22 protein-coding genes are annotated in these 17,629 nt (G+C 62.1%); 12 read left to right on the forward strand and 10 right to left on the reverse strand.

The window, feature by feature from the left end; translation table 11 throughout:
- Window positions 1-70 precede the first annotated feature (70 nt).
- The 5 genes from blh to FN060_RS20545 are packed head-to-tail and all read left to right on the forward strand — an operon-like array spanning window position 71 to window position 3,321.
- Window positions 71-1,369, forward strand: a complete 1,299-nt coding sequence (blh, locus tag FN060_RS20525) for a bifunctional sulfur transferase/dioxygenase Blh (RefSeq protein WP_142589821.1) — start codon at window positions 71-73, stop codon at window positions 1,367-1,369.
- A complete protein-coding gene (gene bigR / locus FN060_RS20530) occupies window positions 1,366-1,701 on the forward strand; it encodes a sulfite-sensing transcriptional repressor BigR (RefSeq protein WP_425312205.1) in 336 nt (111 codons plus the stop codon). Before blh ends, bigR begins: the two co-directional genes overlap by 4 nt.
- 2 nt (window positions 1,702-1,703) lie before the next feature.
- Window positions 1,704-2,114 carry a YeeE/YedE family protein gene (locus FN060_RS20535; RefSeq protein WP_142589823.1) on the forward strand — a complete coding sequence of 137 codons (411 nt, stop codon included), beginning with the start codon at window positions 1,704-1,706 and terminating at the stop codon, window positions 2,112-2,114.
- Window positions 2,111-2,542 carry a YeeE/YedE family protein gene (locus FN060_RS20540; RefSeq protein WP_142589824.1) on the forward strand — a complete coding sequence of 144 codons (432 nt, stop codon included), beginning with the start codon at window positions 2,111-2,113 and terminating at the stop codon, window positions 2,540-2,542. Before FN060_RS20535 ends, FN060_RS20540 begins: the two co-directional genes overlap by 4 nt.
- Window positions 2,524-3,321: a sulfite exporter TauE/SafE family protein gene (locus FN060_RS20545; RefSeq protein WP_142589825.1), complete on the forward strand. Its 798-nt coding sequence runs from the start codon at window positions 2,524-2,526 to the stop codon at window positions 3,319-3,321. The genes FN060_RS20540 and FN060_RS20545 overlap by 19 nt, the downstream gene beginning before the upstream one ends.
- Here the strand turns inward: FN060_RS20545 and arsK are convergent.
- From arsK to FN060_RS20595, 10 genes are all read right to left on the reverse strand, one after another.
- Window positions 3,318-4,559 carry an arsenite efflux MFS transporter ArsK gene (arsK, locus tag FN060_RS20550; RefSeq protein ID WP_183949958.1) on the reverse strand — a complete coding sequence of 414 codons (1,242 nt, stop codon included), beginning with the start codon at window positions 4,557-4,559 and terminating at the stop codon, window positions 3,318-3,320. The two genes, FN060_RS20545 and arsK, sit on opposite strands and share 4 nt — an antisense overlap.
- On the reverse strand, window positions 4,556-5,959 hold the full coding sequence (locus FN060_RS20555) for an FAD-dependent oxidoreductase (RefSeq protein ID WP_142589826.1): 1,404 nt from the start codon (window positions 5,957-5,959) through the stop codon (window positions 4,556-4,558). Before FN060_RS20555 ends, arsK begins: the two co-directional genes overlap by 4 nt.
- 55 nt (window positions 5,960-6,014) lie before the next feature.
- Window positions 6,015-6,335 carry an ArsR/SmtB family transcription factor gene (locus tag FN060_RS20560; protein WP_142589827.1) on the reverse strand — a complete coding sequence of 107 codons (321 nt, stop codon included), beginning with the start codon at window positions 6,333-6,335 and terminating at the stop codon, window positions 6,015-6,017.
- Window positions 6,336-6,396: 61 nt separating this feature from the next.
- Complete coding sequence (gene arsH / locus FN060_RS20565) at window positions 6,397-7,107, reverse strand: arsenical resistance protein ArsH (RefSeq protein ID WP_280514349.1); 711 nt, start codon at window positions 7,105-7,107, stop codon at window positions 6,397-6,399.
- Window positions 7,100-7,522 carry an arsenate reductase (glutaredoxin) gene (arsC, locus tag FN060_RS20570; protein ID WP_142590135.1) on the reverse strand — a complete coding sequence of 141 codons (423 nt, stop codon included), beginning with the start codon at window positions 7,520-7,522 and terminating at the stop codon, window positions 7,100-7,102. Before arsC ends, arsH begins: the two co-directional genes overlap by 8 nt.
- A 2-nt stretch (window positions 7,523-7,524) precedes the next feature.
- Window positions 7,525-8,580, reverse strand: a complete 1,056-nt coding sequence (gene arsB, locus FN060_RS20575) for an ACR3 family arsenite efflux transporter (RefSeq protein WP_142589828.1) — start codon at window positions 8,578-8,580, stop codon at window positions 7,525-7,527.
- A gap of 1 nt (window position 8,581) precedes the next feature.
- A complete protein-coding gene (locus tag FN060_RS20580; RefSeq protein ID WP_142589829.1) occupies window positions 8,582-9,109 on the reverse strand; it encodes an arsenate reductase ArsC in 528 nt (175 codons plus the stop codon).
- Window positions 9,110-9,186: 77 nt separating this feature from the next.
- On the reverse strand, window positions 9,187-9,537 hold the full coding sequence (locus FN060_RS20585; RefSeq protein WP_142590136.1) for an ArsR/SmtB family transcription factor: 351 nt from the start codon (window positions 9,535-9,537) through the stop codon (window positions 9,187-9,189).
- Window positions 9,538-9,653: 116 nt separating this feature from the next.
- Window positions 9,654-11,417, reverse strand: coding sequence for an arsenical pump-driving ATPase (arsA, locus tag FN060_RS20590; RefSeq protein WP_142589830.1), 1,764 nt, complete (start codon window positions 11,415-11,417; stop codon window positions 9,654-9,656).
- Between the two features lie 972 nt (window positions 11,418-12,389).
- On the reverse strand, window positions 12,390-12,905 hold the full coding sequence (locus FN060_RS20595; RefSeq protein WP_142589831.1) for a helix-turn-helix domain-containing protein: 516 nt from the start codon (window positions 12,903-12,905) through the stop codon (window positions 12,390-12,392).
- A gap of 170 nt (window positions 12,906-13,075) precedes the next feature.
- Here FN060_RS20595 and FN060_RS20600 point away from each other — a divergent pair, with 170 nt between their 5' ends.
- The 7 genes from FN060_RS20600 to FN060_RS20630 all read left to right on the forward strand — a co-directional run bounded on the left by FN060_RS20600 (window position 13,076) and on the right by FN060_RS20630 (window position 17,613).
- Window positions 13,076-13,351: a helix-turn-helix domain-containing protein gene (locus FN060_RS20600; protein WP_142589832.1), complete on the forward strand. Its 276-nt coding sequence runs from the start codon at window positions 13,076-13,078 to the stop codon at window positions 13,349-13,351.
- Window positions 13,352-13,519: 168 nt separating this feature from the next.
- The gene (locus FN060_RS20605; protein WP_183949960.1) at window positions 13,520-13,669 is read left to right on the forward strand and encodes a hypothetical protein; all 150 of its coding nucleotides are present in this window, start codon (window positions 13,520-13,522) and stop codon (window positions 13,667-13,669) included.
- Between the two features lie 9 nt (window positions 13,670-13,678).
- Window positions 13,679-14,041: a hypothetical protein gene (locus tag FN060_RS20610; protein ID WP_142589833.1), complete on the forward strand. Its 363-nt coding sequence runs from the start codon at window positions 13,679-13,681 to the stop codon at window positions 14,039-14,041.
- 2 nt (window positions 14,042-14,043) lie between these two features.
- Entirely contained in the window at window positions 14,044-14,898 is an 855-nt protein-coding gene (locus FN060_RS20615; protein ID WP_142589834.1) for a ParB N-terminal domain-containing protein, read from the forward strand.
- On the forward strand, window positions 14,898-15,356 hold the full coding sequence (locus FN060_RS20620) for a hypothetical protein (RefSeq protein ID WP_183949962.1): 459 nt from the start codon (window positions 14,898-14,900) through the stop codon (window positions 15,354-15,356). The genes FN060_RS20615 and FN060_RS20620 overlap by 1 nt, the downstream gene beginning before the upstream one ends.
- Window positions 15,356-15,601 (forward strand): hypothetical protein, encoded by a 246-nt coding sequence (locus tag FN060_RS20625; protein WP_142589836.1) that lies wholly within the window; start codon window positions 15,356-15,358, stop codon window positions 15,599-15,601. The genes FN060_RS20620 and FN060_RS20625 overlap by 1 nt, the downstream gene beginning before the upstream one ends.
- Complete coding sequence (locus FN060_RS20630; protein ID WP_142589837.1) at window positions 15,598-17,613, forward strand: transposase domain-containing protein; 2,016 nt, start codon at window positions 15,598-15,600, stop codon at window positions 17,611-17,613. Before FN060_RS20625 ends, FN060_RS20630 begins: the two co-directional genes overlap by 4 nt.
- Window positions 17,614-17,629 lie beyond the last annotated feature (16 nt).

Here is a 17,629-nt window from a genome sequence, read left to right on the forward strand (position 1 = left end):
AGCCTGACCTTGAAGGATATCATTTTTACAATATGTAATTCCATATAATGATGTGAACACGGAGCTGAACGTGAAGATTACCACCATTTCCGAAAAGTTGTCGGTCTCGTCGCAGCCGAGCCTCGATGACATCCAGTCGCTTCGCGAGCAGGGGTTCAAGACGCTGATCAACAATCGTCCGGACGACGAGGATCCGGATCAGCCAGGAACGCAGGCGGAAGCGCAGGAAGCGAAACACTGCGGCCTGTCCTATGCCTTCATCCCCGTTACGGGTGGCACGATCACTGAGGCGGACGTACGGGCTTTCCGACGTGCCGTCGATCAAGCCGAAGGTCCCGTCTTGGCCCATTGCAAGAGCGGCACTCGATCGCTGAACCTCTATCTGATCGGAGAAGTTCTTGACGGCCGCATGTCTGCCGACGAGGTGGTCGGGTTCGGACGCAGCCGCGGCTACGATACGAGCGCCGCTGCCCAGTGGCTAGAGAAGCACGCTGCTCGCCGGCCGCATGTGAAGGGCTTCTTCGACAAGCGCACCTGGAGCGTTCAGTACGTGGTCTCCGATCCCACGACCCGCAAGTGCGCCATCATCGATCCGGTGCTCGACTTTGACGAGAAGTCAGGCGCGACGGCGACCATCAACGCAGATGCAATCCTGGACTACATCCGCGACGAAGGGCTGACGGTCGAATGGATCCTCGACACCCACCCGCATGCCGACCACTTTTCCGCAGCACACTATCTGAAGGAAAAGACCGGCGCCAAGACGGCCATCGGAGAACGCGTCGTGGACGTCCAGAAGCTCTGGAAGGGCATCTACAACTGGCCCGGACTTGCCACCGACGGCTCGCAGTGGGATCAGCTGTTTGCCCATGGCGAGACCTTCAAGGTCGGGTCGATCGACGCGAAGGTGCTCTTCTCTCCGGGACACACGCTGGCCTCCATCACCTATGTCATCGGCGATGCAGCCTTCGTGCATGACACGCTCTTCATGCCCGACAGCGGCACTGCCCGCGCCGACTTCCCGGGAGGTGATGCGCGCATCCTGTGGAAGTCGATCCAGGACATCCTGGCGCTTCCAGACGAAACGCGGATCTTCACCGGCCACGACTACCAGCCGAACGGGCGGGCACCCCGCTGGGAAAGCACCGTCGCCGAGCAGAAGAAGGCAAATCCGCATCTTGCAGGCGTGACGGAAGAAGAATTCGTGGCGCTCAGGACGAAGCGTGACAAGACGCTGCCAATGCCGAAGCTCATCCTGCATGCGCTGCAGGTCAACATTCGTGGCGGCCGTCTTCCGGAGCCGGAATCCAATGGCAAGCGCTACCTCAGGTTCCCGCTCGATGCCTTGCAGGGAGCAGCCTGGGAATGAACATCGAGCTTGATGGACTTGTGAAGCCGGGAATGTCCCCGGCTGATCTCGCCCTGCCCGCGGCAGAGGTTGCAAACCTCCTGAAGACGCTCTCCCACCCAGCGCGCCTCATGATCGTGTGCGCGCTGGTGGAAGGGGAGTATTCGGTCGGCGAACTGGAAGACAAGATCGACGTCCACCAGCCGCATCTGTCGCAGCACCTGACCGTGCTGCGCGGCTCCGGCATCGTCGAAACCCGTCGGAAGGGAAAGCAGGTCTTCTATCACCTGACGGAAGAAAAGGCTGCCCAGCTGGTTGCCGCCCTCTATGACATCTTTTGCGTGAAAGAATGAGAATGAACACCTATCTCCTCTCCTTGAGCGGAGGACTGCTGATCGGCGCGTCGGCCGTCATGCTCCTGCTCCTCAATGGACGGATCGCCGGCATCAGCGGGATCGTCGGCCGCCTCGCTCAGGGCATCGGACTGACCACCAATCTCGCCTTCGTGCTCGGGCTGCTGCTCGGACCAATCGTCTACATGCTCGCCTTCGGCGGCTTTCCGGCAGCCGAGATTACCGTCGGCTGGCCACTGATCATCGTCGCAGGACTGCTGGTCGGCTTCGGGTCGAGGATGGGCTCAGGCTGCACCAGCGGCCACGGCGTGCTCGGCCTCGCGACCCTGTCCCGCCGTTCCATGGCGGCAGTTGCCACCTTCCTGACGGCCGGTGTTGTCGCCGTGGCGACCTTGCGAGGGCTGAGTATATGAGCAGGAATGTCTACCAGTTCGCCGCAGCGCTCGCTTCCGGTATCGTCTCCGGCTTGGGACTTTCCCTGTCCGGCATGTTGAATCCGGCTCGCGTCCAGGGGTTCCTAGACGTCTTCGGAGCATGGGATCCGAGCCTCGCCTTCGTTCTCGGAGGCGCCGTGATCGTCGCCTTCGTCGGAGTGCAGGCAATGAAGCGAATGCGGCGTCCGGTCCTCGGCGACCGCTTTCACCTGCCGGTGAACAACCGGATCGATGCGCCGCTCCTGATCGGCTCGGCCCTGTTCGGCCTGGGCTGGGGGATCGGCGGCTTCTGCCCGGGTCCGGCCGTCGCGTCGCTGTCGATCGGACTTCCCCAGACGGCGCTGTTCGTTGTCGCCATGCTGGCCGGCATGACCTTGCATGACCGGGTATGGAGAAACCGGTCGTGAGCACTTCGGTTCTTGCAGCCGTCGGCTCCGGCGGGATCGTCGGCTTCATGCTCGGCCTGCTCGGCGGCGGCGGATCCATTCTTGCCACCCCACTCCTCCTCTACGTCGTCGGGGTGGCACAGCCGCATGTCGCCATCGGAACGGGCGCGCTTGCCGTATCGGTGAACGCCTTTGCGAACTTCGCAAGCCACGCATTCAAGGGTCACGTCTGGTGGCGGTGTGCCGCCGTCTTCTCCGCACTCGGCGTCATCGGCGCGCTTGCCGGCTCCAGCCTTGGCAAGGCGATGGGTGGCGACCGGCTGATCTTTCTCTTCGGCGTCCTGATGGTCATTGTCGGCGTGCTGATGCTGAAGCCAAGGAAGGCGCTGACGACGGAATGCCGGCCCGTCGATCTCAGGATGTGCCTTACCACTGCGGCAGTGGCACTCGCCGCTGGCGCAGCATCCGGCTTCTTCGGCATCGGCGGGGGCTTCCTGATCGTTCCCGGGCTGATGCTGGCGACGGGCATGCCGATGATCAACGCCATCGGCACCTCGCTCCTTTCCGTCGGCGCATTCGGGCTGGCAACCGCCCTGAACTATGCAAGCTCGGGACTCGTCGACTGGTGGCTCGCAGCGGAGTTCATCGGCGGCGGCATCGTCGGAGGCGTGCTGGGCATGCTCCTCGCCACACAACTCAGCGCCTACAAGAATGTCCTCAATCGCCTGTTCGCAGCCCTCATCTTCATCGTCGCGGCCTACATCCTCTACCGGAATCTGGGGGCGGTGGTGCCGGGCTAGCGCGCCACCTGTTCCGATCCGGGGACCGATGCCGTGACCAGCACCCTCCCCCGTCGAACAGAAACGGCAATCGCGAGGAAGGCTGCGGCCGCTACGATCCCGATCACTGCCGTCAGCCAGATCGAGACGCCGACGCCAATCCCCGCCAGCGAAAGCGACATGGCGATTGGCGCGATCGCCGACGTCATCTGCTTTGCCGACGTGACCCAGCCGATACGCCCCCCGTAGCCCTCCTTTCCGAACAGCTCCAGCGGGAGGGTCCCGCTGACGATGCTGATCAGCCCGGACCCGAGGCCGAAGAAGATGGCGAAGACGGCAGCACCGGAGATGGAAGGCGTCGTCATCATCAGGATTGCGAGGCCGAGCGGAATCAGCGATGCCGCAATGATCGCGAGCCACCTCTGCGGCAACTCACGGCCGAAGAAGAGGTTGATCAGGCGGCTGGCGACCTGCGACGGTCCGAAGAGCGACGCAACGAAAAGCCCTGCGGCCCCCATGCCCAGCGCCTGCGTCAGCGGAACCATGTGGACCAGGATGGCCGACAGCACATATCCCTCGATGGCGAAGCCGAACAGCATCAGCAGGAAGAGGCGGTTCCTGTTGCCGGCCGGTGTCGTCGGCAATCCGGAAGGAACTGCAGGAGCCGAACCTTTGACGGCGCTGGTGGTCAGTCGCGAAAGAGCAAGATGAACGGGAACGCAGACCATGAGGTTCATGGCGGCAAAGACGAGATAGACCTCACGCCAGGAGAGAAACCCATGCATCCAGGACGTCAACGGCCAGAACATCGATGATGCGAAGCCGGCAATCAGCGTCAGGTGCACGATGGAGGTCTGCGCCTTTCTGCCGCCCGCCTGAACGATGGCGGTGAAGGCTGTCGCATAGAGAACCGCTGACGATACCACCTCCGTCAATGTCAGCGCGACCGCGAAGCTAAGTGGACCCGACGACATTGCCATCGCCACCAGGAAGACAGCGGCAAGGAAGGAGCCGATGGCCATGAGACGTCCCGCGCCGATCCTGTCCGCAAGACGTCCGGACAAGGGTGCTGCAAGGCTCCCGACGAGCAAGGCGACGGAGAACGCGCCGAACACCCATTGCTCCGACCTGCCAATGTCATCTGCAATATCGGGGACCAGGACGCTGAAGGCGTAGTAGAGCGTGCCGTAGCCGATATTCTGTGATGCGCCGAGGCCGACAAGTGCCCATATCGGCAGCTTCTGCCCATCCGGCATCATGCCCGCTCGACTTCGACCGTCGCCGATCCGCAGCCGCAGCCCGACCTGCCTTCGGCTTTCGCTTCCGCATCGGCAGCGCAGCAGGCGTCCACCGCCGATGGAGCTGGGCCACCGCAGCATCCGGTAGACGTAGAGGACGTGGATGGGGATGGAGAGACCGAACAGACGCCCGTCTCCGGCAGCACCAGTTCGATACGGCGTGCGGCAACGGGATCACCCGCCAGTTCGGCGACGACCGAGCGCACCTGTTCATAGCCGGTCTTCATGAGGAAGGTCGGCGCTCTTCCGTATGACTTCGAACCCACGATGTAGAAGTCCTTCTCCGGGTGCGCCAGTTCATCGACGCCATGCGGAGGTACGGTACCGCAGGAGTGCAGGTTTGGGTCGATGAGTGGAGCCAGTGCCGGGGGCGCTTCGACCGCAGGATCAAGTTCGATGCGCACTTCGCGCAGGAAGGAGAAGTCAGGTCGGAAGCCCGTGGCAACGACGATCCGGTCCAGGTCCAGTTCCACCGGACTGCCCTCGGCCATTGCCGCCACAACAATCCGATCGTCCGTGGTTGTCACCTTGGTCGCCGAAAAGGAGGTCAGCATCCGGAGGTGACCTGCTTCCATGGCAGCCTTCGCCTTCAGGCCGAGGGCTCCCCGCTCCGGAAGTTGATCGTTCAATCCGCCCCCGAGCAGTCTCTCGACGCCGTGACGTCGAAGCGCCCAGTAGATGACAGTGGATGGATCAGCCTCCTGCAGCTCGAGCAAGGCAAGGGCGACATTGATGGCCGAATGGCCGCTCCCGACGACGAGCGTCCGCTTTCCGAGGAACTCGGACCGCCTCTCCCCCGCAACATCCGGAATGCCATAGGAAATCCGGTCGCAATCGTCTTCCCCGAGAACCGGCAGGCCGTTCACACCCATCGGATTGGGCCGCAACAATGTCCCAGAGGCGTCGATCACCGCCCGCACGGTGACCTCCTGCTCGCCGTTCTTATCACGATATCGAATGAGGAACGGCGCGTCCGTCCTTCTCGTCGAAGAGACCTTGTCCAGCCCCACTCGCGCGACGGCCGTCACGGTCGCCCCGAGCTTCAACGTGCGCGCGATGGCGGGAACACGTGACAGAGGTACCAGATACTCCTCGACGATCTCGCGCCCAGTCGGCAAGGCGACCGGGGAAGGAGCGGCCCATCCTTCTGCGTCGAGGAGCCGTCGTGAAGCGTCATCGACATTATATTTCCACGGCGAGAACACCCGCACATGACCCCATTCGAGGAGCGATGTGCCGACCGAGCTGCCGCGCTCGAGGATCAACGGAGTGAGACCGGCCTCGATGAGCCGGGCGGCGGCTGCCATACCGACAGGACCTGCTCCAAGCACCGCGATAGGAAGGATCTCAGTAGCCGTCATCGCAGATCTCCAACGGTGTTTCCGGAATTATGGAAATATACGCCGAAAAACTTCATCAGCCAGCCACTCGTGTCGCCGCCTGGCCACACCCCTGGTCGGCGCAGCATTCGTTGACGAGATAGCCGATCAGGTCGTTCATGTGCTTGTAGTGCGCAGTGCAGATGAGCGTCGTCGCCTGACGATCCTGGACGACCAGACCCGTCTCGACGAGGCGCTTCAGATGGTGCGACAGCGTCGATCCCGGAATGTCGAGCTTCTCCTGGAGCCGCCCGACAGGCAGGCCCTCTTCACCGGCGCGCACCAGCACGCGGTAAATCCGCAGGCGCGTGACGTTTCCCAAGGCTTCCAGCTGAGATGCGACTTTTTCGATGATCATGGAAATAGGTTAATAGCGACATGATCTGCCGTCAACGATATTTCCACAATCCTCGAAATAATCAGATGGAGCTCAGCCTCACTCTGCTCTCGAGCTTCGCCGCATCTTCCTTCCGCTCGCTATAGCGGTTCGTTAGATAGGAGGATGCGTCTCTCGTGAGTATCGTGAACTTCACCAGTTCCTCGCAGACATCCACGACACGGTCGTAATAGGAGGAAGGCTTCATCCTGCCGTCCGCATCGAATTCCTGATAGGCTCGAGCCACTGACGACTGGTTCGGGATGGTGATCATCCGCATCCAGCGGCCAAGTATGCGCATCTGGTTCACGGCATTGAAGGACTGGCTGCCGCCGGAAACCTCCATCACCGCAAGCGTCCTGCCCTGCGTCGGGCGTATCGACCCAAGTGACAGGGGAATCCAGTCGATCTGCGCCTTCATGATGCCGGTCATTGCACCATGCCGTTCGGGGCTGACCCACACCTGCCCCTCGGACCACTCGGAGAGTTCCCGGAGCTCCTGGACCTTCGGATGGCTCGCAGGCGCTTCGTCCGGAAGCGGCAGCCCCTTCGGATCGAACATCCGCACTTCGCAGCCCAGGCGCTCCAGCAGGCGCCTCGCCTCGTGGGCAAGCAGCCTGCTGTAGGAGACCTCGCGGAGAGACCCATAGAGGATGAGGATACGGGGCTTGTGTGTCGAGAACGGGGGCCGCAAGCTTTCGAGGTCTATTGCGTGGAGATGCCCTTCGTCCAGGGCAGGAAATGACTCAGCCAATGCGCTTGCCCCTCTCGTCCAGGACCTGCTCGCCGTCCTCCTTGACGAAGGCCCCCTTGAACGTCTCCGGCAGGATGTCGAGGACAGCCTCGGAGGGGCGGGCAAGCCGCGTGCCCAAGGGTGTCACGACAAACGGTCGGTTGATGAGGATGGGGTCCTTCAGCATTGCGTCCAGCAACTGCTTATCGGTCAGGTCCGGTCTATCGAGGCCAAGTTCCGCATAGGGCGTCCCCTTTTCCCGGATCGCCTGCCTGACCGTCAGCCCTGCATCCGCAATCATCCTCGCCAACTCGTCGCGTGTCGGAGGCGTCTTGAGGTACTCGACGACCTTCGGCTCGATCCCGGCAGCCCGGATCAGGGCGAGCGTGTTGCGCGACGTTCCGCAGGCAGGATTGTGATAGATGGTGACGTCCATGGTCATGCCCTTTCGCTGAGCGTGTTGCGGGAAACGGAGGGTGCAGCCTCGTACCAGCCCTTCGATCGGTTAACGATCGCCACCAGCATCAGCATCACCGGAACCTCGATGAGAACACCGACAACGGTGGCAAGTGCGGCCCCGGAAGTGAAGCCGAAGAGACTGATTGCGGTTGCCACGGCCAGCTCAAAGAAGTTCGATGCGCTGATCAGGGCGGAGGGACCGGCGACGCAATGCATCTCCCCCGTCATGCGGTTGAGCATATAGGCGAAGCCGAAGATGAAGATGGTCTGCAGGAAGATCGGCACGGCGAGGATCGCGATCACGACCGGCTGCGCCAGTATCTGGGTGCCCTGAAAGGCGAATAGCAGCACCACCGTCAAAAGCAGCGAGCCGATCGACAGCGGCTGGATCTTGTCCTGGAAGCGTTGCAGGGCGCGACCATCCCCGCCGGCCAGAATCCGCCGCAGCACCTGCGCCACGACGACCGGAACCACGATGAAGAGGGCGACCGAGATCAGCAGGGTTTCCCACGGCACGACGATCGAGGATACCCCGAGCAGGATCGCAACGATGGGCGCGAAGGCGAGAACCATGACGGCGTCGTTGAGCGCAACCTGCGTGAGCGTGAAGGGAGCGTCACCCCGCGTGAGATTGGACCAGACAAACACCATGGCTGTGCAGGGTGCGGCTCCGAGCAGGATCAGGCCGGCGATGTAGCTGTCGATCTGGTCGGAGGGCAGCAGAGGTGCAAAGAGCCAGCCGATGAATATCCAGCCGAGCACGGCCATCGAGAACGGCTTGACCGCCCAGTTGGCGAACAGTGTCACACCCATCCCGCGCCAATGCCTTCCAACCTCGCGGATCGCCGCGAAGTCGATCTTCATCAGCATGGGAATGATCATCAGCCAGATCAGGACGGCGACCGGCAGGTTGACCTTTGCGATTTCGGCCGCGCCGATCAACCGGAACAGATCGGGAAAGATTGAGCCAAGAGCGATGCCCGTACCAATCGCGAGGGCAACCCAGAGGGTGAGATATCGTTCGAACGTCGACATGTCAGGACGCCTTTCCTTCCAGGTTCGTGCTTCCCTCCATGGAGCCGATCTGCCGCAGCTTCGCCTCCAGGGCCATCCGGTCGATGGATTGGAGCGGAAGGGCGAGGAATGCCGTGATGCGGTTCTTCAGGAAGCGGGCAGCCCGAGCGAAAGCACGCTGCACCTCCGCTTCCGTTCCAACAGCGGATGCCGGGTCCTCGACGCCCCAATGAGCGGTTACCGGATGGCCGATCCAGACCGGGCATGATTCGCCGGCCGCGCTGTCGCAGACCGTGAAGATGAAATCGATCTCGGGAGCGCCAGGTTCGGCGAAGACCTCCCAACTCTTCGAGGAAAACCCTTCCGTCGGATAGCCGAGAACGGCCAGCTCCCTGAGGGCATGCGGGTTCACCTCGCCCTTCGGCTGGCTCCCGGCAGAAAATGCCCTGAAGCGTCCACGGCCCTCCTTGTTCAGGATGGCTTCGGCAAGGATGGAGCGGGCGGAATTGCCCGTGCAGAGGAACAGAACATTGTAGAGGCGGTCCGACATGACTTTGTCCTCGGTAAAGGCGGATGACAGACATCTGGTTTCCGGCTCAGCACTGGCAGCCGGATGACTTCATGAGCTCACGACGTGGCTTCAACGGGCGCTCTGCAGGAGGCCGCCTGAACCGCAGGCGCGCACACTTCCGGATGCCCGGCACAGCAATCTTCCATCAGGAAGCGAACCAGGTCTCCAAGCATCCCGATATTCGCGCGGTAGATCATCGACCGGGACTCCCTTTGCTGGGACACCAGCCCTGAATGTTCGAGTTCCTTCAGATGGAAGGAGATGTTGGAAGGAGAGACGCCTGCCTTTTCGGCGAGCAAACCCGCCGCCATGCCGTCAGGCCCTGCGACCACGAGCAGTCTCACGATCGAGAGGCGGGTCTCCTGTGAGAGGGCACTGAAGGCCCCAAGTGCCTGCTTCCGATTCAACATTTCTACGGTCCTTGAAATATTGAAGAGTAACTAGCGCAGCCGGATGGAGATTGCAACCGGGCGTGCGGAGAACGGGGCGAGTTTCGCTTGAGAGCGAAGGTATCCAGCTTACCTCATCCCTTGCCGGAAAGTCTCCTCAGAACCTCGATGCCCACTGGGGGAACGGCCTGGAACGGCAGGATATAGGCTCTCTCGGCTAACTGGTGCTTGATTCGGTCGATCTGGGCCCTTTCTCCCGCAAGCCGCGACTGCAGAAGCGGATCCGTAGTCCCACTCGCCGACATGGTCCTGTTGACGACCCAGCCATAGGGCTCGATCTTCGCGCGCCGCAGGTCTTCCTGCAGCATCGCCGCTTCGGAGACCGGCGTTGTTTCCGGAAGGGAAACGAGGATGACGCGAGTATAGTCCGGATCCTGAAGGCGCATCAGTGGCGTGACGATCCGACCAGGAACGACCGTTTCCATCTGTCGCGTCATCTGGCGGTGATAGGCCCCCGTCGCATCCAGGAGGAGGAGCGTGTGGCCCGTGGGGGCGGTATCTATGACCACGAAGGCGTCGCGGGCTTCTGCCACGATCCTGGAGAAGGCATGGAAGACAGCCACCTCCTCGGTGCACGGAGATTCGAGATCCTCCCGAAGCAGTGCCTTGCCCTCCTCGTCGAGATCGCGGCCCCGGGAGGCCATCACCTTGTCGATATACCGTTTCGTCTCGGCCACGGGGTCTATCCGGTCAATCGTGAGTCCGCGCATCGCTCCCTCGACCACAAAGGACAGATGTGCTGCCGGATCGGTAGTCGTGAGATGAACGGCATGGCCACGTTCCACGAGGCCGACTGCAATCGCAGCAGCGACTGTCGTCTTTCCCACGCCCCCCTTCCCCATCACCATGACGAGGCCCTTTTCACCTTCCGCGATCTCGTCAACAAGCGTACCCAAGGGCGGCAGGCCGAGCCTAGCCTCCTCCACCGACCCTGAGGCCGCCACCACAGGTGATCCGGGCGTGACCAAGGCGCGCAAGGCGTCGAGGCCGACCATGTCGAAGGGCAGCATCGGAAACTCGTCGCGTGGAAGCGTCGACAGCGCAACTGGCATCGTTGAAAGCGCGGAATCCTGGGCTTGCTCTATACCCACCGCAATCGGATCATCGATCTTCGTCGCACGGAAGCGGCCGTTGATCGCGAGCAGTTGGTTCCTCAGCCCGAGAGCCGACAACTCCGCGGATGTACGCGTGGCCTCGCGAAGAGCGCTCGCATCCGGACGGGCAACCAGGACGATCGTTGTCCGCGCCTGGTCTCCCAGGCATGCAAGCGCCGCCCGGAAGCGCACCTCCTGCATCTTCAGGCCGGAATGCGGCCCCAGACAGGATGCGCCCCGATCGTTTCCTTCCAGGAAACCCGTCCATGCCTTCGGTAGGCTGAGAAGCCTCAAGGTGTGCCCCGTGGGTGCGGTATCGAAGACGATATGGTCGAATTCCGACATATCCTCCGCAAGAAGCCCCACAAATGCGTCGAACGCCGCGATCTCGGTCGTGCAGGCTCCCGAGAGCTGCTCCCGGACAGTGTTCCGTTCATTGTCGGAGGCGTCGGCGGCCATTTGTGCCAGCACGCGCTCGCGATAACCGTCAGCGGCCGCCTCCGGATTGATGTTCATGGCGTGAAGGCCGGGAACGGATGGGACTGCGGTGGGGATATCCCGGAGCGGCGTCGCCAGCATTTCGTCCAGATTGGAGGCGGGGTCGGTACTGACGAGAAGCACGCGCTTGTCCCTATCGCACAGCGTGATGGCGCTTGCACAACTGAGCGATGTCTTTCCGACCCCGCCCTTCCCTGTGAAGAACAGGTAGCGGGTTGGTTCGGTCAGCATCTTCGGCTCGATCATCATCATTCTCCTTCGACAGGAGCATTAGCGATGGATGCCGGGCGATCCTTGATTGACGTCAATCAGCCACGCCGCAGCCGTTCCAGGATTTGCAACAGCATTATCAGGTCCGTTCACCGGGTAAGGGCCCAAGCGATTGCGGACAGGGCACCACGGCTGTTGTTTGTCAGAGAGATCCGGAATAACCGGGATTAGGTGGGAAGAACCGGGATCGAACGGGAAGCGCCTGTAAAATAAGGGCTTCGGGCAGATCGAGCGGCGACCAGGCCGCGCCGTTTTTGACAGGCCGAGACGCTCGATCCCGGCGTCGGCGGCGCCAGCGGCGGCAAAAACGGCGATCCTTTGAGAGCGGCTTCAAAACTCGCCGAAAAGCCTTTGAGGCATCTTCAAGCCATTGAAAAAGCTACACCAGCCGCGCGGCCGTCGCTTCGGTGGAAACCGCCATTACTGCCGCGATCCCCTAGCGATTTCCAATTCTAACATGCAAGGCCGTTGCATGTTGCCGTTTTCGTGGGCGATGGGCCGACAAATCAAGGGGAAGCCGCCGCGCGGACGATTTGCGAACATGCAAATGGCTTTCCGGCGGAAGGTCGCTAGGCCGCTCCTGCAGGCTGTCGTTCCAATCACCCTGGTAGTTGAAGAGCGGCGCATCGATCGGCCCCTTATCCCAGGGCGGCACATAGTCAGGAACCTCCGGAGAACGGTACCAGTGCGCCTTTCCGCAAACGTCGACCGCCCACCAACGGGTGCCCAGCGGCGCCTGGCGCCAATCTACATCAGCCATGGCAGGACACCTTTCGAAGTTCCCGCCCCCGCATAATCCGGCTCTCAAGATAGTGCCGCCCAAGTCTAGGGCAAGGCATCCGTTAGAGGGATGCCATTTACCATCCGAGCACGTTTCGGTTGCACCAAAACGTAACACTTTCTTAACTTTCACCTATGGGATGGGGGGAATGCTGGTCGGCTTCACGATCATGAAGCCGAGCGTTTCCCTGTACCCGGTTCTGCGGCAGCGTCGCCGAGTTCTCGGTCGATGGCCTTTTCCAGCCACGGCAACAGCGAGAAAAGCTCCTCCATGTCCTTCGGGTTGTCCGCCTTCTTGTATAGCTGGGACAGCCGAGCGATCACCTCGCGAGCGAGTGTGGCCTCGGGCATTTTGATGCCATTTCGCCGGTAGCATTCCACGACCAGGTCGGCGACGCGAACCCCGATGATCGAGATATCTACGGACGCGATAAAACCACTGTCCACGTCCGTCGACGCGGCCTCGCCCGCGACAAGCCAACTAAAATCGACATTTGCAGCGTTTGCCAGCGACTTTAAGCCATCTGCCGGCACCTTCACGGTTCCTGCGATCCACTTATTCAGTTGCTCAACCGAGACGCCCGCAGCGGCCGCCGCCTCACCTTTAGTGGGAAACCGCCCGGCAATCTTCCCAATTCTCGCGCCCAGCTCGCGCCTAAAGCTCTGCTGCTCCTCAGTTTCCATACGCCCATCCACACGAGCACACCTCGTCTCGCGCTGCTCGATTAAAATCTTGCATCACGATTAAAATCGAGGTACACCCTACATATGCAGCCAGCGCAAGCGGGCTGCGATTGCTCATAAACCACCAACAAAAAGCGGATGCGCCAACACCCGCTTCCAGGAGTAAACGGATGGCAAAGCCCCAGAAGTGGGACCGTCATGCCATCCTCGGCGAGCTACGTCGCCGAGGCATGACACTAACCCGCCTCGCCGAGCTGAACAATGTCAGCCCAGGCGGATTCCGGCTCGTTTGGAGCCGGCCGAACTCGAAGTCAGAAGCTGCCATTGCAAAGTTCCTCAACGTCCCTGTCGAGGAACTTTTCCCCGATCGCTACCCCAAGCGCCGCACCACGGTCCTCGATCCCCAATACGCCGAGGATTCGAAGAGAGCGCAGAGCGCCGCATGACTGGTGTGACGACGGGACGCGCAGGCTCTGGCCTTTACCATTCGACCGGGATTTCTCCCGTCCGACAGAGCGCGATCGCCCCCAAGGGCGCTCTTTTTTGCTCCGGCCGTCCATGACCCCGTCACCGCCGCCACCCCCCATCAATCGCGGAAACCCGCCGGTGCCACAATGACGAAAAAGCGCGCTCAATTCGACAACCGCAACCCCTTCATACCGTCACTTGATCCCGCCTGCAGAGTGGCCGACCGGGTCCTCTTGCTCGGTGTAGTCGCGATCGCGCTGGCCACCTCCCTGGCGGCCCTGTTCTCGCAATTCTGAGGAGCCCCAATGTTCAATCCGTACTCTGAGGAAGAGCGCCTGCAGGCAATGACCTCCGCCTGCTATCGCGCCAGCCGATCGCACTTCAACCACCTGCCCCTGCGCTTCATCATCGACCCGCCGGTTGACATGCTGGATGCCAAGCTTGCGCGCCAGGTCGCCATCCACGTCCTTCACGTCCAGTTCGATGTTCCCCGCCGCCGCCTGGTCAAGCTGCTCGGCCTCGCCCGGTGGAGCGTCATGCAGGCGGTTCGCACCGTCGATTACCGCTGCACTGAACCCTGCTTCGAGCGTGCGTACCGCATGATCTCCGCTCGCGCCCAAGACCTCTTCATGACCGAGCTGCACCAAGCGGCCGAGGATGCCGCATAATCATGGCCGACTTTCTCAGAACACCCATCGCGAAGATCCACATCGGCGAGCGGCTACGGCCGATCGATCAGGCTTACGTTGAGGTCATCGCGGCATCGATGTCGCAGCGCGGGCAGATCAGCCCAATCATGATCCGCAAGACGCCTGCCAAAGGGAAAGGTGCAACGCCTTACACCCTCGTCGCCGGCGGCTATCGCATTACTGCCGCCACGCTGCTCGGCTGGACGGAGATCGACGCCATCGTCGTCGAGGCAGATGGCCTCGAAGCGCAGCTCCTGGAGATCTCGGAGAACCTCTACCGTAACGAGCTGAACCCGCTCGACCGGGCAATCTTCGTGATGAAGTACCGAGAGCTGTGGGAAGAGCAGCACGGCAAGATCACCGCCGGCGGCGACCAGAAATCAAAACCGCACGATGCGGATTTGATCTTCGCACCGGGACGTGAGGTCGCCAAGCAGGTTCAAGAGCGCCTCGGCATCTCCAGCGACAAGTATGAGCGCGCCGTCCGCATCGGCAGGAATATGCACCCGACACTGCGCCAGGCGCTGCGCGGTACCGAGGCAGAACACGATCAGTCGAAGCTCCTGAAGCTCGCGAAGCTTCCTGCTGACGAACAGGTGAAGGTCGCCGCCGCGCTCAAGGAAAACCCGGACATCAAGCCGGTGCTGCAGTGGCTGAAGGGACCAGTCGCCGCTCCAGCCGCCGCCGACCAGGCGAAGATCCTGAAGACACTCACCGAAGCCTGGGAGGACGCAGACGAAGACACCCGCAGCCAGTTCCTGGAGCACATCGGCCTGGCCGACCCATCGGGCGAGATGGCCGCGCTGATGACCTCTATCCGTAGCGAGGCAGCGTGATGAAGCGCGATCCAGACCAGTTCGACTTCTTCAGCGAGCCGCTGTTCCCGGTGCGGGCCGCATCAGAGCGCATCGACCTGACGCGGTTCCGCTCTCGCCTGAAGCGGGAGATGGCCAAGGCCATCCGCGAATGCCCCTACGATCGCCCGACGATCGCCGCCCGCATGGCGCAGTATCTCGGCCTCGCCTCCATCTCGAAAGCCGCTCTCGATGCCTACACGGCCGAGAGCAAGGAAAGTCACGACATCAGTCTCGTCCGCTTCAAGGCCTTCGTCCGCGCCACCGGAGCCGTCTGGCTTTGGGACGTGGTTGTTTCGGAGGATGGACTTCTGCTGCTCGAAGGCGACGAAGCCCGCCTCGCTGAAATTGCCCGCCTGCAGCAAGAGCAAAAGGCGCTCGCCCAGGAACTGCGTGTCCTGCAGTCGAAGCCGGTGACCATCAAGCGGAGGGCACGCTGATGGCGAAGATCTCACTGGTAGGTCAGATCTCTGAAGTCGACCGGGAAATCCGGATGCGCGAGCAGGTTTATCCGAAGCAGATCCGAGACGGGAAAATGCGCCAAGCAGAGGCGGAGCTGGCCATGGAGCGCATCCATGCCGTCCGGGCCACCCTCGTATTCATCCAAGAGAACGAAGCAGAGATCCGCGCCTTCATCGAGCAGCGGAAGCAGGAACGGGCGGCAACGTCCAGGGGGCAGGCTTGAAGGACTGGTTCACGTCGCAGGAGCTGGCCGAGGCCAAGTTGCCCGGCCTGCCACATACCCGCCAAGGCATCGAGAATTTCATTCTTCAGACAGGCGTGCGCTCGACTGACAAGGCGCGCCAGCGCTCCGGTCGCGGCGGCGGCTTCGAGTACCACTATTCCTTTCTGCCCTCCGCAGCCCGGCAGAAGATCGCCTTCATGAACGCGCCGCTGCCGGCCGCCGACAGCAAGGCGTCAAAGAGCCTTTGGGCACGGTTTGAGGCCCTCTCGAAAGATCACAGGGCAATCTGCCAGAAGCGGCTCGACTTGCTGGTCGATGTCGAGGAGATGCGGACCTCCGGCATCCCGGTCAAGCTTGCCGTGGAGCACTGCACCCGCCGCGCCGGCATCGGCAGGGCAACCTACTATGAGTGGAAGGCGATGGTGGAAGGCCACGCCCGGCAGGACTGGCTTGCAGCCCTTGCGCCGTCTTTCTCGCCAACCGCCAGCGGCATTGTTACCGACCGCGCCGACTGCCATCCGAAGGCTTGGTCGGTCCTGAAATCCGATTACCTCCGCCCCGAGCAGCCGAAATTCTCCGCCTGCTATCGCCGCATGTTGCAAGCCGCCACCGCCAACGGCTGGCAGCCGATCCCTTCCGAACGCACCCTTCGCCGCCGCCTGGACGAGGAGGTGCCGAAGTCTGCCCAGGTGCTCGCCCGCGAGGGCCGCGAGAAGGCCGCCCGGCTCTTCCCGGCGCAGACCCGCTCCGTCCTTCACCTGCATGCCATGCAGATGGTCAACACGGACGGCCATAAGCTCGACCTCATGGTCAGAGTGCCATGGAAGGACGAACCCACCCGCGTCATCCTGATCGGCATTCAGGACATCTACTCGCGAAAGGTTCTCTCCTGGCGTCTCGCGGAATCGGAAACGTGGGAAGTGGTCCGCGCCTGCATCGGCGACATGATCGAGAACCATGATGGCATGCTGCCCGAGCACTTCTACATGGACAACGGTCGCGCCTTTGCATCGAAGAAGATCTCCGGCGGTGCCGGCCGACGCAACCGCTTCAAGATCACGGAAGACGAGGTCGCCGGCCTCTTGAAGACGCTCGGCATCGAGCCTCACTTTACCAAGCCCTATTCCGGCCAGTCGAAGCCGATCGAGCGCGCCTGGAAGGATCTGGCCGAGGAGATATCCCGGCATCCTGCCATGTCCGGTTGCTACACTGGCCCGAATGCCCTGGCGAAGCCGGAGAACTATGGCAAGCGGGCGATCGCGCTCGATGAGCTGCAGGAGCATGTTGCCGCCTGCGTGGCCGAGCACAATGCCCGCACCGGCCGACGCACCGAGGCCGCCAAGGGCCGCAGCTTCAACCAGGTGTTCGACGACAGCATCGCCGAAGCCTCCACCATCGTGCGCCATGCCACGAAGGCGCAGCGCGCGCTCTGGATGCTTACAGCCGAGACCCTGAAGGCTCGCAAGCCGGATGGCGCCCTGCACTACCTCGGCAACCGCTATTGGGCACCGGCGCTCAACCAGTGGATCGGCAAGACGCTCACCATGCGCTTTGATCCGACCGACCTGCACAATCCGGTGAAGGTCTACGATCCAGCCGGCCGCTTCATCTGCGATGCCGAGTGCGTCAGCCATGCCGGCTTCGAGAGCACCGGCGATGCTAAGCGCAAGGCGAAAACACAGGCCGAGTTCAACAAGGCCACCCGCAGAGTTCTCGACATGCACCGCACGCTCGATGCGCAGGAGCTTGGCGAGATCTACGCCAAGGCAAACCGCGACAAGAAGCGGCAAGAGCCGGAACCGCCGGTGCGCCCCGTCGTGACGCGCCTGGTCACGGGCAATGTTGCCAGAGCCGTCCCGATCGAGGCGGCAGACGACGATCAGTTTGATGCGAATTTCTCGCGAGGCCTTGCCCGGATCATGGGCGAGGAGAGCGCGATCATCCCATTCCCCACGGGGAATATCGGCACGGCGAGTAATGCGTCCGGCCGAAAGTCCAGAGCCGAAAAGTAGTGCGTACGGTTCCGAA

It is taken from the genome of Pseudorhizobium halotolerans (genome assembly GCF_902153235.2).
In the GTDB taxonomy this organism is placed as follows: Bacteria; Pseudomonadota; Alphaproteobacteria; order Rhizobiales; family Rhizobiaceae; genus Neorhizobium; species Neorhizobium flavum.